The organism is Acidobacteriota bacterium (assembly GCA_016208495.1).
Taxonomy (GTDB): Bacteria; Acidobacteriota; Blastocatellia; order Chloracidobacteriales; family Chloracidobacteriaceae; genus JACQXX01.
Genome location: JACQXX010000060.1, coordinates 23,494 through 37,649 on the forward strand (window position 1 = coordinate 23,494; position 14,156 = coordinate 37,649).

Genomic DNA, 14,156 nt, shown 5'->3' on the forward strand with positions numbered 1-14,156 from the left:
CGATTTCCGGCACTTTATCCGTTTGCCTGCAAAATGAGTAACTGGGCTATACTGGAAGTCCAAAAGACCCTCGTATCAGTTGACGAATCTGCCGGCATCGCCTCAATGCATCTTGAGCCACGGCTTTATTCGCTGAGCTTCCCGGGTATCGAAAAGAGACGGCATACGTTGTCAAAACCCCCAGATCAGTGCTTAATCCACCCCAGGTTGGTTCAACCGAAAGCACATCGTTCAAAAGTATCAACAAGTTATGAGTTCTTTGAATTGAAAGACCCGCTTCTTCAAGCCGGGCTTTCAGGTATTTTTCAGCACATTGTTGGGCATGAAAACAAGCAGCGTCGAAATTTGGGCTTTTTCGTGCTCTCAGTTCACGTTGTGCTGACACCCAATCGCCTTCTGCTTTGTCAATCCATTCGGTGGTTGTGAGCCTCATGAAGCACCTTTCCTTGACTGACAATTTCCTCTACAAAACGATCTCCAATGCTGAGACGTGCCTGAATCTGTTGGGGTGTCCGAACCAATAAATCCACAGCAATTGACGGATTAACCTGGGTAAGAATCTCGGCTGCTTTGAGAAGCGGATGACCTTCAAAAGGCATAACCACCAGTAAATCCACATCGGAATCCCACCGTGGCTGACCATAGGCGTGAGATCCAAATAAGACGATTTTCTCAGGATGAAACCGCTCAACAATTTGGTCACACAGACTTTGAATTTCACGTGTGGAAGTCATTACCGCTTCTCCTTTGCTTACATTCAGACTTTCGCCAGCGTTAGCCCCTGCTGGTCCTGGTACTTGCCGGAGCGGTCCTGGTACGACGTGGAGCATTCTTCGTCAGATTCAAAGAAAATAATCTGGACAAAGCCTTCTTCGGCATAGAGCCGCACCGGAAGGTTGGCGGCATTATAGAGTTCGACTACCAAACGGCCACGCCAGTTAGCCTCCAGTGGTGTTGTATTTACAATTAGTCCGCAGCGTGCATACGTCGATTTCCCAAGAGCAAGAGCAGTAACATTCCGTGGCATATGAAAGCGTTCAATCGTCACACCCAATGCGTAGGAATGCGGCGGCAACAGCCAATAATTTGAACCATCGGTGTCTTTGCGGAGTGGAATATCCAAAAGACTGCTCGAATCAAAGTTCTTCGGGTCAATTTCCGTTCCCTGAATTGGGGAAAACACTTTAAACTCATCTTTTGCCAGCCGGCAGTCATACCCGTAACTCGACAACCCGCAACTAATCACTTTGCGGTCTTCAACCTGGCGAATCAGTTTTGATTCAAATGGGGTAATAAGTTGGTTCTCTTCGCACATCCGAAGAATCCAGCGATCTGATTTGATAGCCACGAAATGTTCACCTGTTTTTTTGGAATTTAGTTTGTAGTCAGTAGTCAGTAGTTGATAAGTCAGTAGTCAGTAGAATTTAGTCAAAATCTTTTGGCAATGACCGAGATTCGTTCCGTGTGAAAATGTGATAACTGAAGATATTTGACACCAATTTACAAGGAAATCCTCGTGTTAGAAAACAGTCAAAGGATTCAACCAAATAAACTCAGTGAACTACTGACTACTGACTTATCAACTACTGACTACTGACTACTTTAGGATACCTATATGCGAACTCAGAACGCAATCTCTCGCAATCTCTGGTGTTTGATCCTTATCGTAGCGGCTGGCTTGACGCCCGTGGTTCAGGCTCAGTCGGGAAATCGTCGGTTGCCGCCTCCACGCGACATTGACCCGCCGGCCACAGTTTCGCCGAAACCAGCTTCGCAACCGGCCCAGACGGAACCAACCGTTACCGAACCACTCACCGAACGTGAGTTCTTTGGCTTGCTCCAGCAGGTTCAAAAACGTGGAGTCACCCAGGGAGACATTGCCGGAGCACTCGATGAACGTGGCATTGCTTTCGAAGCCACTGACGCCCTGATCGAACGCGCCCGCAAGGCCGGCGCCCAGTCGTTTCTGGTCGCGGCGCTCCTCCGGGCTGAGGATCGCCGCAAACGGGCCCGCTACGCCGATGAAACCGCGCCGCCACCTGGCCAGCGACCCGTCTTAAAACCGGCGCCAACCGAAACGGAACCGGACCAGCCGTTTGACCCCGAAGCAGCCGAACAAGAAATGCTCAGCCGGCTCTCTTTGCTGGAACAAACCCGCTATCACGTGCTCAAAAGCGTGGATGATTTCCCCAACTTCATCGTCCGTCAAAACATCCGCCGCCTGAAAAATAAGGGCGGCGGCTGGTATGAAGACGATGTACTGGGAACGGAAATTACCTACGAGCAAGGCGAAGGCGAAAAAGTCAACCTGTTGACCATCAACAATGTACCGACGTCAAAAACCTTTGCCAGCGTCGGGGGGTCAACTTCGATTGGTGAGTTTTCATCCCGGCTCCTGGCACCCTTTGTGCGGCAAAGCAAAACAGACTTTAAGGAGGCTGGGCGGGAAAATTATCGCGGGCGGGACTGTGCGATTTTTGATTTTTCCGTGGCACAGGAAAACTCAAACTACTCTATCGAGGGCGTGGGGCCAGACGGACAACGACAACAAATCATCGCGGCTTATGATGGTCGGATGTGGATTGATCGGGCATCAAAACGGGTGGTTCGGATCGAACAATCTGCGGTTCGGATGCCTCGCGACTTTCTATTTTCGCAGGCTGAAACCGCCGTCGAGTATGACTGGACCGAGATCGGAGAAAAACGGTACTGGCTACCAATTACGGCAGAAACCCTGATTGGCAGCGACCGCTATGACTACTATTCGCGCAACGTTATCAAGTTTTATGACTACCGCAAGTTTGAAGCGGATGTGAAGATATTGGATTAGGGTTGAAGACATTGGGCTAGGGGCTCAGGGTTGGGGGCAATCGAAGGGATGAGGGATGAAATAAAGCCAATTTCTTCAGCCCCCAGCCCTCAGCCCTGGTTTTTTCTCTACCGAATCACTTCCAACCCACCCAGATATGGCCGCAGGGCCTTTGGAATTTCAATCGAGCCATCTTCCTGCTGATAATTCTCCAGAATTGCCAGCCAGGTCCGACCGACAGCTAAACCCGAGCCGTTGAGGGTGTGGACCAGCTCCGGTTTGGCCCCGGCTTCACGACGAAACCGAATACTGGCCCGGCGCGCCTGAAACGCTTCGAAGTTTGAGCAAGACGAAATTTCGCGATACGTTTTTTGGCTTGGCAGCCAGACTTCCAGATCATAGGTTTTGGCCGATGCGGCGCCCATATCGCCCGTCGCCAGCACGACTTTGCGGTAAGGCAATTCCAGCCGCTGCAAAATCACTTCGGCATTGGCCGTCAGCTTTTCGTGTTCGGCATAGGATTCTTCAGGTTTGGTAAATTTCACCAGCTCCACCTTGTCAAACTGATGCTGGCGGATCAATCCACGCGTGTCGCGGCCATAACTTCCAGCTTCGGACCGGAAACACGGGGTGTAGGCGGTAAAGGAAATTGGCAGCTTCGCTCCGTCCAGGATTTCGTCCCGATAGTAGTTGGTCACCGGAACCTCAGCCGTTGGCGCCAGATACAGACCACGCTCATCTGTCAATTTGAACAAATCCGCTTCAAATTTCGGCAGTTGTCCGGTTCCAAACAGCGAAGCGGCGTTGATGATGAACGGCGGCAACATTTCCTGATAGCCGTGTTCCTGGGTGTGGATGTCGAGCATGAAATTGATCAGGGCACGTTCCATCCGGGCGCCCATGCCGTTGAGCACCGAAAACCGGGCGCCGGTGATTTTGACGGCCCGTTCCTGATCCAGAATGCCGAGTGCCACGCCCAGGTCTACGTGATCTTTGGGCTCAAAGGAAAATTCACGCGGTTCACCCCAGCGGGAAATTTCCTGGTTGGCCGATTCACCTCCGACTGGAACTGACGAATGTGGCATGTTTGGAATAGCGGTCACCACCTCACTTAGTTTGACTTCCACCTCAGCCAGTTCTTTTTCCTGGGTTTCGATGGTGACTTTCAGCTCTTTCATCTCAGCCCGTTTGCCGTCGGCTTCTTCTTTTTTGCCAGCTTTCATCAACGCCCCGATTTCAGGACTGACGCGGTTTAACAGGGCTTTGTTTTTTTCCGACTCACCGATCAATTGGCGGCGTCGGGCGTCAAGTTCAACAAATTCATCAATGGTTAAGGCACTCCCCCGATTGACGAGCATCTGTTTAACCTCGTCAAGGTGGGTGCGAATAAAATCAGCAGCAAGCATAAAATCCTCTTGTAAAAGGGTTCAGGGTTCAGGGTTCAGGGTTTTTGAAGGAATGAGAAATAAGGGTTGAGGGCTGAAATAAATCACCTTGTCACCTGGTCATCCTGTCACCTTGTTATTTCGGTCACCTTTGTTATCTTGTCATTGATCAGCCTCTCCGCATTGAGCCTGAAGAGTTTCGACTCGATTTCCGGCCCTAACTCAAGGCTGCGAAGACCTGCCAGTTGATCGGCATAGGGGTAGGGAATGTTCGGAAAATCTGAGCCGTACAAAATGCGATCCTGAAAGCGGAGAAAGAAATCGCGACCAGGGCAGTTTTTCTGAAAAACCGTGGCGTGAACACAGTTCATCGCCGTGTCAAAGTAAATCGTTTCAAAGTCTTCGGCAAGGGCTCGATAGTCGTCATATTCAAAAGCACCACAATGCGCCACGATGACCTTGAGCTTTGGAAACGTCTCAACGACACGCCGGAGCCGCTCAGCACCATCTTTGAGCAAGTACACGGGCCCCGAGCCAGGATGACAGAGCAGGATTTTTTCCATCCCTTCCATCACTTCATAAGCTGGGAAAAACCGTTCATCATCAAGCATTTCCTGTGACACAAACGGGTGGAGCTTGATCCCATGAAAACCATATTCCTCAAAAATCCGTTGCGCCACTGCCGCCGTGTTGCCATCACCAGCAAAAATTGTCCCAAATGGAATCAGTTCGGGGATTTCCTGGGCTGATTCACGCACAAATTCATTCAAAAAATGAGCCATTCCAGGGCGATGGGCATACACCAGCGACGTAAAGCGTTTAACGCCCTGCTGTTTGAGCGTGGCGACATGTTCTGGCCCATGGACCTTATAATGGACTTTCCACAGCCCGAAGCTTTCGGTTTCAAAATAATTCCAGATCGCTTGAAACACCCTGGACGGGAAAAAATGGACGTGAATATCAATCACGGGAACCTCCTGCTCTTGTTCAATATACCCGAACCTGAGTCAAATTCCAGTTGTGGGCGGTAGAGCGGTTCAATCGTTTCCGCTTGAATATGGGTTGAGGATTTCGCCGGTCACCTGGTTGTTGAGTGAGGTTTCCGCAGTCGAACGTGAGGGTATGGTAACGATTTGGGTTACCTGATCCGCGAGCGGCATGTCCAGTGGTTGCTGCAAGCTATCAAGGGCAACGGTGGGTTGATCCGCTAACCGTTGATGCGGGCCCTCAACCTCGTCATCAGTATCATACTCAGCAAACTGCTCAGTCAGTGCTCTGAGTAAATCCGCAAACTCACGTGCCGTTGGACGGGCCTCTGGTTGCTTGACCAGTGCCTTGAGGACGGCAGCATCAACTTCTGGTGGAATCGTTGGATTAATTGATCGGAGCGAGGGCGGCAATTCATTCAGATGCGCCACAATCAGATGATAGGCACTGTTGTTTTCACTCACAAAGGGCGGACGACCACATAGACACTCGTAAAACATGATTCCAACGCTATAAATATCTGATCGTCCGTCATAGGTGCCGTCCCAGAGTCGTTCAGGTGCCATATAAGTCGGGGTCCCCACGATGCCGCCGGTTACCGTTAATTTCTTTCCGCTGGCTTCCGAATCATCAAGCATCTTGGCTACCCCGAAATCCACAACTTTGACGACTTCGCCTTCCGGTGACCGGTGTAAAAAAATATTGGCTGGTTTGATGTCGCGATGGATGATCCCCAGGCGGTGGGCTTCGGCGAGTCCTTCACACACGGCGCGCATCACCCTCAGGGTCCGGCGGAGGCTCAATCGTTTTCGAATATGGAGTTCCTCGCTGAGCGAACATCCATCCAGCAACTCCATCACCAGATAGGCAATGCCTTCAGCCGAAATTCCAGAGTCAAACACCTGAATGGCATTCGGATGGTTGATGCGTGACGAAGAAACCCCCTCCAGGCGGAACCGTTCAACCGCATCCGCCGAATCGTTTCCCGGTGCCGGGCGAAAGACTTTGACGGCAATCGGACGATGAAGCACCAGATGCGTTCCACGAAACACAGCCCCAAAGCCGCCAGAGCCGATTTTCTCTTCAAGCCGGTACTTCCCTTCCAAAACCGTTCCCGGCAAGGCTTCTGCCAGAGCCGAGAAAATCCGGTCCGCCTGCTGATGAGAAATGATCAAATCCTGATTGGCCCGGTCGAGTGCGGCAACTTTCTGATCCAGTTCGGTATTTTTGCGCTCGGTTTCAAGCTTGGCGAGTCGAACCTGTTCAATATTTTCAGCCAGTTCGGCATTTTTCGTGGCCAGTTCGGCGGTGCGCTCGACCACGACGGCTTCAAGTTGGGCCGCTCGCCGATTGAGTGCCCGTAGTCGCAGCCGAACCCCGCCATACACGCTCCCGGCAATCAGAGCGAATCCAGCCAGATAGGCCCACGGTGTTTGGTACCAGTGCGGGCGAATTCTGAACGTAAAAGCGGCTCCGGTCTCATTCCAGACGCCATCGTTGTTGCAGGCCAGGACTCTGAACCGGTAGGAACGCGGCGGCAAGTTGGTGTAGCCAATCCGTCGTTGATCGCCGGTTTCAATCCACGCCCGGTCATAGCCTTCGAGCATGACCTTGAATCGAACTTTGGCTGGTGCCAGAAAACTGAGCGCAGTGTAGCGAAACTCCAGTTTGTCCGCCCCTGGCGCCAATTCGACTGATGCCGCCAAATCAACCGACTTCCCATCAACCAGAACCTGTTCGACCGCAATCGGCGGCGGAACCGGATTCCGCAGGATGTGATCCGGGTGAATCGTGATCAGACCGGCCACCCCGGCAAACCAGAAGCGCCCATCACGTCCACAAATCGCCGCCGGTTGGGCAATCCCGTTGCACTGGTTATTGCGCATGCCATCGTCACGGGTGAAGGCTTCATGGGTAAATGATGGACGCTTGCCATCGCAAAAATCCTCGATATCCTGTTTGCGTACCCGCGAAATGCCCCGATTGGAACTCATCCAGAGGTATCCGCTCCGGTCTTCCAGCATTGAAAACACGGCGTTATCCGCCAGCCCATTGCGAGTTGTAATCGGGGTCATCCGCCCGTTTTTGAGCCGGGCCAGTCCACCATTCGTGCTGACCCAAACAGTGCCAGCCGAATCAACCGCGAGTGAACGGACGGTGTCATCAGGCATTCCATCTTGAGAGTGCCACACGCGAAACGTCTCATCTTTGAAATAGTGCAACCCCAAAAATGACCCAACCCACAGACCATCGCCGATTTTGTCTTCCACCAGGACCACCACTGAGTTGTGTGCCAAACCATCCGCCGTGGTGTAGGTCCGAAAAGTACCGTTTTCATATCGGGTGAGGCCGCCAGCGCGAGTTCCAAACCACATCGTCCCGTGGCGGTCCTCCAGAATGGCATACACGGGTTGTTGCGTTTGCCCAGGGTGACCCTGAAAGGATGTCACCTGACCATTGGCAATCCGCACCACGCCAGAACCATTGAACCCAACCCAAATGGCCCCGGTGTGGTCTTCAGCGAGTGAGCGAATAAAATTGTTAAGTAAGCCAGTTTCAGCAGTATAGGTCACAACTGACCGATCAGGCTTGAGGCAATTAAGCCCATTGCCGTTGGTGCCGATCCACAAATTTCCCTGACGATCTTCAAGCACCACCCGCACGTTGTTATCCGCCAGCCCATGGCGCTTGTTGTAGACGGTAAACTTCTCATCTTTAAAGCAGTTGAGCCCGCCGCCAGTGGTACCAACCCAGAGATTGCCTTCCTGATCTTCATAAATGGTTCGGACCAGATCATTGGTCAGGCCGTCTTTTTGAGAAAAGTAGGTAAAATGTCCAGCGGTCAAGCGTCCTAAACCACCGCCTTCAAATCCCATCCACAAATTGCCATCTCGATCCCGATACATAACACTGATTTGGAGCGGCAGCAGGCCATCGGCAACGGTGTAGGTGGTAACTTTTCCGTTGACCAAATGATGGAGTTTCCCCAGGTTTGCCCCCCACAGGGTGCCATCGCGGTCCTGAAACAGGCAGGAATGTTGATTGTCAGCCAGGGCATCAAACTCACTGGCCAATGAAATCTTGACAGTTTCCGAAGGTGTGACCCGCACGATGCCGACATCCGGTGTAAAAGCCAGGAGCCCCTGCTCGGTTTCGCCAAACATCACGGAATGTTGGTTGAGAATGTCGAGAGATCCAGGAAATGAGGAAATTTTCCCGTTTCGGATCACGGCGTATCCGCCAAAGGTGTTGACCCAGATGGAGCCATCCTGTGCGGTATATACATCCTGGGTGACTTTATGGGGTAATCCGTCTTCGGTGGTATAACTGGTGAATCGGTGGTTCCGATAGGAAAGCAGTCCTGTGCTTGAAACCGCCCAGAGTGTTCCATCAAGTCCAACACAGATCGGACCGACGCTGTTTGATTTGAGTTCTGGGGTGTTTCGGGTATCAAAAACGGTGAACTGCACTCCGTCAAAGCGAACCAGTCCTTCATAGGTCGAAAACCAGAGGTATCCATCCGGGGTTTGAGCCAGGCGATGGACGGAATTTTGCGGCAATTCCTCCTGCCAGGTAAAAAACCCGTACTCAGTGATCGCTTTGTTTGGGTCAAGCGCAACCACTGGCGATGACAACACCAGACACCCAAGAAACGACCACACCCAGGCCAACCGCCAGGGGGACAGAGCTTTCCAGCTTTTCAAAATGAAGCGACCGAGCATGGGTGTTGTTTACCGAAATTATGAGTTATAAAGAGTCTATCTCATTGATTCACAAATATTTGACTATTTTATACTTCATAATTCATCGAAGTCTGGTTGTCGTTTGTCGTTTCGCCACCGAATGATTTGGATTGGCCTGGTGAAAAGAATGGCTGAAGAAAATTGCACTGAAGGCAGGCTTTCCGACCTGGATAGTACCCCGTTGATTGAAGAAAAAGAACCTGTTCCAACTGAATTTGGCTGAGCAATCAAGCCAGCACAGGGTTGAAATTTCAGGAATGGTCAGCCTGAGATTGCTCTTTCAGAAAGGAGAGCACATATCACGAAGAGGCTTAACTCAGGAAAAACTAGCCGTCGCCAGACTTTTCGTGTAGAGTTCCGGCTGCTCGTTGCCCCAGTGCGTCTCCAAAAAACTCTTTCCACCGCCTTCATCTCGTTGTTCAACCCAGCTCAACCGAGCACGCACAACCGAAACAAGTATCCCCTTGCGAGTGAACTATGTCGGATGAGACCCCGAAGGCCGAGAAGCCTAAACCAACTCCCCCAGCCAAACCCGCCGGAGGTGCCGCCAGGCCGACACCGACGAAGAAAGAAGCCGTCCAGGTTATTTTTGAACTGACCGGCGACCCGTTGATCGAAACCCTTAAAGCCAAATTTCCGGGTGCGATCAAGGAAGCGCAACTGATCCACAATCAACAGGTGATCCGTGTCGCGTTGGAGTCAACCTATCAGGTGCTGTGCTTTCTCAAATCAGAAGCCGACCCCGATTTTAATTTTTTGACCGACCTGACCGCCGTTCACTTCCCGGACCGTGGGTTTGAAGTCATTTATCAGTTGTATGCCATGGATGAAGCTCGTCGGTTACGGGTCAAAACTGATGTCACCGAACAGGACAGCGTTCCATCCGTGGTTGATCTCTGGAGCACCGCCAACTGGCTAGAGCGCGAAGTCTTTGATTTGTTCGGCATCCGGTTTGCCAATCACCCGGACTTGAGACGGATTCTGCTTCCGGAAGGCTGGGAGGGTCACCCATTACGCAAGGATTACCCGCTCGAATATCAGGATAATCAATGGGTTGCCGATCATTTAAACATCCTTGAACTCCCGGTCAATGCAGATTTGACGGGGAAATTTGAATAGAAAGCGAGTGGCGAGTAGCGAGTAGCGAGTAGTCAACCAAAATGAGTTTTAAGAACAGTTGAAGAAGCCCAGTTCAATTTCAATCTGATTTTATAACTCGCTACTCGCTACTCACTACTCGCCAGGTTCGCTACTTCGCTAAACCTATGACGAACCGCCCAGTTTCCAACTTTAACTTTGAAACCACGCTTCATCCAGATGAGATGATTGTGAGTATGGGACCGCAGCACCCAAGTACCCATGGGGTGTTGCGCGTGGTCTTAAAGCTCGATGGTGAAACAGTCACGGACCTGGATTGCGACATTGGCTATTTGCACCGTGGTGCGGAAAAGATCTTTGAACATCGGGTCTATCCGATGATTGCCCCCTATTTTGATCGGCTGGACTATATTGCGGCGGTTTCAAACGGGCTGGTGTATGTGGAAATCGTTGAAAAAGCCATGGCGATTGAAGTTCCTCTTCGGGCTCAGTATTTGCGCGTGATCTTGACCGAACTCAACCGGCTGTCGAGCCATTTGCTCTGGCTTGGCACCCACGCCCTCGACATTGGCGCGTTCACCATCCTGCTCTGGGCGTTTCGTGAGCGCGAAGAAATTCTTAAAATCTTTGAAAATTTCTTTGGGGCACGCCTGACCTGCCACGCCTTTCGCATCGGCGGGATGACCTATGATGCCTATGACGGGTTTGAAGCTCAGGTCACGGCTTTTACCGACATGTTCCCCAAACGGCTTGAAGAGTATGAAACCATGCTCAATGAAAACCGCATCTGGCTTGGGCGAACGGTTGGGGTCGGTATCATTTCCGGGAAGGATGCGATTGATCTTGGGTTAAGTGGGCCGCCGCTTCGCGGGTCAGGCGTGGAATACGATGTCCGCAAATCGCATCCATATGAGTGCTATGCCGATCTGGACTTTGACATCCCAATTGGTGAAAACGGTGATACGTTTGATCGCTATCTGGTCCGAATGGAAGAAATGCGGCAAAGTCGCCGCATCATTCAACAGGCACTGAAGAAGCTGCCAGGCGGTCCGGTGATGGCAAAGGTCCCCAAAGTTCTTCGGCCACCAGCCGGCGAACTCTATCATTCGAATGAAAGCCCGAAAGGCGAACTGGGCCTGTTTTTGGTCGCTGATGGATCAACCCAACCAGTCCGGCTCCGGGTTCGCCCTCCATCATTTGTCAATTTGCAGGCACTCAAGAAAATGGCGGTTGGCTCGCTCATCGCTGACGTGGTGGCGGTGATTGGAACACTTGACATTGTCCTGGGTGAAATTGACCGCTGAGGGGAATGAAGAATGAAGAATGAAGGGTTGGGAAACATAGATTCCGCCCAACCACCACTCTGATTCGTCACTTTGTCACCCTGTCATTCTGTCACCTTGTCATTCTGTCACTTTGTCATTCTGTCACCTTGTCATTCTGTCACCCTGTCATTCTGTCACCTTGTCACCTTGTCACCTTGTCATCTGGAGAGTTTTCGAAATGAATTTGCTGACATTAAGTTTATTTGTTCCGCCAGATGAATTTATTTTCCCGTTGATGCGGCTGGGGTTATCGCGCGGCCTGATTGAGTATGTTGCCTGGCCGCTGGTCCAAATTGCCGTCATGCTCACGATTGTGATGACGGTGGTCGCCTATTTGACGCTGGCCGAGCGGAAAATCAGTGCCTGGATGCAGGTTCGAGTTGGACCAAACCGGGTTGGGCCCTGGGGATTGCTCCAACCCCTGGCCGATGGGCTAAAGTTGATTTTAAAGGAAGACATTATCCCGCTGGGTGCCGATCACGCCATGTTTTCGCTGGCACCGGTGATGAGCATGGTGGCCGCGCTGACGGTACTGGTCCTGCTTCCCTACGGCCCGCTCTTTGCCAGCATCACGGATGTCAACATCGGGCTGCTTTTCATTTTCTCATTTTCATCCATTGGAATTCTGGGGCTGATCCTGGGTGGGTGGGCGTCAAACAGCAAGTATCCGTTGCTTGGGGCGCTTCGATCATCAGCGCAAATGATTAGCTACGAGGTTGTTTTGGCAACGTCCATTATCGGTGCGCTGATGTTTACTCGAACCCTTTCGATGCAGGGAATTGTCGAAGCCCAGAAGGCAACTGGCATCTGGTTGGGACTCTTTCAGTTGCCGGCGTTTGTCATTTATCTCTTCTCAGCCATTGCCGAAACCAACCGCGCCCCCTTTGACCTGCCCGAAGCCGAATCGGAACTGGTGGGTGGGTTTCACACCGAATACAGCGGCTTTCGGTTTTCAATCTTTTTCATTGCCGAATATGCCAACATGGTGGTGGTTTCAGCCATTGCGGTCACGGTCTTTTTGGGTGGATGGTATCTGCCACTGGGTGAGACGTTGTCAGCCTGGGTTGATGCCCGCCCGACGATCCAGGTGGCGCTTGGGGTTGTGGTGTTTTCCGCCAAAATTGGGCTGGTCCTGTACCTGTTTTTCTGGTTGCGTTGGACATTTCCTCGCTATCGCTATGACCAGTTGATGGATATCGGCTGGAAGTGGATGCTGCCGGCGGCTCTGGCCAACGTGATCCTGACCGCATTTGTGTTTGTGATTGGACAGCAGCTTGGGTTGGTGCAACGGTCAGGTCTGTTCCTTCAAGTTTCGCCAGTTGGAAAACTGTACTTTTTTGGAATGAGCCTGCTGTCCATGATTCCGATTCTGATCTTGCTCAACGTCATTAATCGCGACACCCGGATGTTTAATCTTCGGGCGCAACGAACCAAAATTCCATTCAGTACACGCTATGCCCGGCGTGCCGAACCCAACCCAGCTCCGGCAACGGAGGGGTAAAACAAACTGGTGTTTAGTGCTTCGTTCCTGGTGCTTCGTTCTTCGTTCTCTGGTTGGTATTGAACGACGCTCTTGTCGGGTTTGGGACTCGTCGTGACCGTGGGCTTCGCACCACGGCTATCATACGACGCCCCTTCGGGCCTGAAATCCTTATCCCGGCGCTTATGCCCTTAACTCCTCAGGTCTGTTTATGTTGCTCACCGGATGGGAAGCTTATTTTTTCTATGCACTTGCTATCACGGCACTGATGATGGCGTTTCAAGCCATTTCGACCCGAAGTCCGGTCCACTGTGCGATTTACCTGATTTCAACTCTGATCAGCACGGCAGGATTATTTCTCTTACTGCAAGCTGAATTTGTCGCCGGTGTGCAGGTTCTGGTCTATGTCGGCGGGGTGATGGTGCTGTTTCTGTTTGTGGTCATGCTGGTCAGACAACGTCATGAAGAAACTCAGGCCATGTTTAGTGACCAGACCATTCTGGCCACGATTGTGGCACTGTTTTTGGGGTTGACCTTGCTCGGGGTTGTGATTAGCACCCAGCGAACGCTCTTTTTTAAACCGCCGCCGCAAGAAGTCAACCTCCCGGCTTCGGTGAAAAGCGTGCATGCGCCAACTGGGGCGATTTCAAACGACTCGCAAACACTGGGGCAGGCGCTCTACACAACCTCGGTACTCCCTTTTGAAATCGCATCGGTGTTGCTGCTGGTGGCAATTGTCGGAGCCGTTGTACTGGCGCGAGATCGGAAACAAGAAGACCAATTTGAAGCCCCAACTAGCCAATCAGCCGAGGGCCAATCATGAATCTGCTCATACATTTCGGAACACAGTGGATGTGGGGACTGCTGGCACTGTTCTGGCAAGAAACAACCACGCCGGCGAAAGCGCCCGCCGGCTGGCTCTCCGGTTATCAACAAGCTGACATCACGTCGTTTCTCTGGCTCAGCGTGATGATGTTTTCGGTCGGAGTCGCCGGCGCGCTGACCCGGCGCAACGTCATCATTATTTTTATGTCAATTGAGCTGATTCTGAACGCCGCCAATATCAACTTCATTGCCTTTGCCCGCTACTGGCAAACCCAGGGGAGTATCAGCGCCATAAATGGACAGATTTTGACCATTTTTGTGATTGTGGTGGCGGCGGCAGAGGCAGCGATTGGGCTGGCGATGGTCATTGCCTATTACCGCAACCGTGAAACCATCGCGGTTGATGAAATTCATTTGTTGAAGTGGTAATCGTTCGTAGTCAGTAGTCAGTAGTCAGTAGTCAGGTGTTGGGATTATTCATTTTTCATCCGATGTATCTTGTTC

General features: G+C 51.7%; 12 protein-coding genes. 6 read left to right on the plus strand and 6 right to left on the minus strand.

Annotated elements, in window-relative coordinates:
• Nucleotides 1-46: 46 nt before the first annotated feature.
• Genes HY774_10995 through HY774_11005 form a run of 3 tightly spaced genes read right to left on the minus strand, consistent with a single transcriptional unit; the run spans nucleotide 47 to nucleotide 1,348 of the window.
• Nucleotides 47-433 carry a HEPN domain-containing protein gene (locus HY774_10995; protein MBI4749007.1) on the minus strand — a complete coding sequence of 129 codons (387 nt, stop codon included), beginning with the start codon at nucleotides 431-433 and terminating at the stop codon, nucleotides 47-49.
• Nucleotides 405-734, minus strand: a complete 330-nt coding sequence (locus HY774_11000) for a nucleotidyltransferase domain-containing protein (protein MBI4749008.1) — start codon at nucleotides 732-734, stop codon at nucleotides 405-407. Before HY774_11000 ends, HY774_10995 begins: the two co-directional genes overlap by 29 nt.
• Before the next feature lie 23 nt (nucleotides 735-757).
• On the minus strand, nucleotides 758-1,348 hold the full coding sequence (locus tag HY774_11005) for a dCTP deaminase (GenBank protein MBI4749009.1): 591 nt from the start codon (nucleotides 1,346-1,348) through the stop codon (nucleotides 758-760).
• Between the two features lie 267 nt (nucleotides 1,349-1,615).
• Between HY774_11005 and HY774_11010 the strand changes: the two genes are divergently transcribed.
• Nucleotides 1,616-2,830 carry a hypothetical protein gene (locus tag HY774_11010; GenBank protein ID MBI4749010.1) on the plus strand — a complete coding sequence of 405 codons (1,215 nt, stop codon included), beginning with the start codon at nucleotides 1,616-1,618 and terminating at the stop codon, nucleotides 2,828-2,830.
• 107 nt (nucleotides 2,831-2,937) lie between these two features.
• Here the strand turns inward: HY774_11010 and serS are convergent, their stop codons facing one another.
• The 3 genes from serS to HY774_11025 form a co-directional block, all read right to left on the minus strand.
• Nucleotides 2,938-4,215 carry a serine--tRNA ligase gene (serS, locus tag HY774_11015; protein MBI4749011.1) on the minus strand — a complete coding sequence of 426 codons (1,278 nt, stop codon included), beginning with the start codon at nucleotides 4,213-4,215 and terminating at the stop codon, nucleotides 2,938-2,940.
• A 107-nt stretch (nucleotides 4,216-4,322) separates the two neighbouring features.
• Nucleotides 4,323-5,162, minus strand: coding sequence for an amidohydrolase family protein (locus HY774_11020; GenBank protein ID MBI4749012.1), 840 nt, complete (start codon nucleotides 5,160-5,162; stop codon nucleotides 4,323-4,325).
• A 69-nt stretch (nucleotides 5,163-5,231) separates the two neighbouring features.
• Nucleotides 5,232-8,903, minus strand: coding sequence for a protein kinase (locus HY774_11025; protein ID MBI4749013.1), 3,672 nt, complete (start codon nucleotides 8,901-8,903; stop codon nucleotides 5,232-5,234).
• 498 nt (nucleotides 8,904-9,401) lie between these two features.
• Between HY774_11025 and HY774_11030 the strand changes: the two genes are divergently transcribed.
• The 5 genes from HY774_11030 to nuoK all read left to right on the plus strand — a co-directional run bounded on the left by HY774_11030 (nucleotide 9,402) and on the right by nuoK (nucleotide 14,081).
• On the plus strand, nucleotides 9,402-10,043 hold the full coding sequence (locus HY774_11030) for an NADH-quinone oxidoreductase subunit C (protein ID MBI4749014.1): 642 nt from the start codon (nucleotides 9,402-9,404) through the stop codon (nucleotides 10,041-10,043).
• 146 nt (nucleotides 10,044-10,189) lie between these two features.
• Entirely contained in the window at nucleotides 10,190-11,326 is a 1,137-nt protein-coding gene (locus HY774_11035) for an NADH-quinone oxidoreductase subunit D (GenBank protein MBI4749015.1), read from the plus strand.
• A 256-nt stretch (nucleotides 11,327-11,582) separates the two neighbouring features.
• A complete protein-coding gene (gene nuoH, locus HY774_11040; GenBank protein ID MBI4749016.1) occupies nucleotides 11,583-12,848 on the plus strand; it encodes an NADH-quinone oxidoreductase subunit NuoH in 1,266 nt (421 codons plus the stop codon).
• 190 nt (nucleotides 12,849-13,038) lie between these two features.
• Nucleotides 13,039-13,650: an NADH-quinone oxidoreductase subunit J gene (locus tag HY774_11045; protein MBI4749017.1), complete on the plus strand. Its 612-nt coding sequence runs from the start codon at nucleotides 13,039-13,041 to the stop codon at nucleotides 13,648-13,650.
• Between the two features lie 29 nt (nucleotides 13,651-13,679).
• Entirely contained in the window at nucleotides 13,680-14,081 is a 402-nt protein-coding gene (gene nuoK / locus HY774_11050) for an NADH-quinone oxidoreductase subunit NuoK (GenBank protein MBI4749018.1), read from the plus strand.
• The last annotated feature ends 75 nt before the right edge of the window (nucleotides 14,082-14,156 follow it).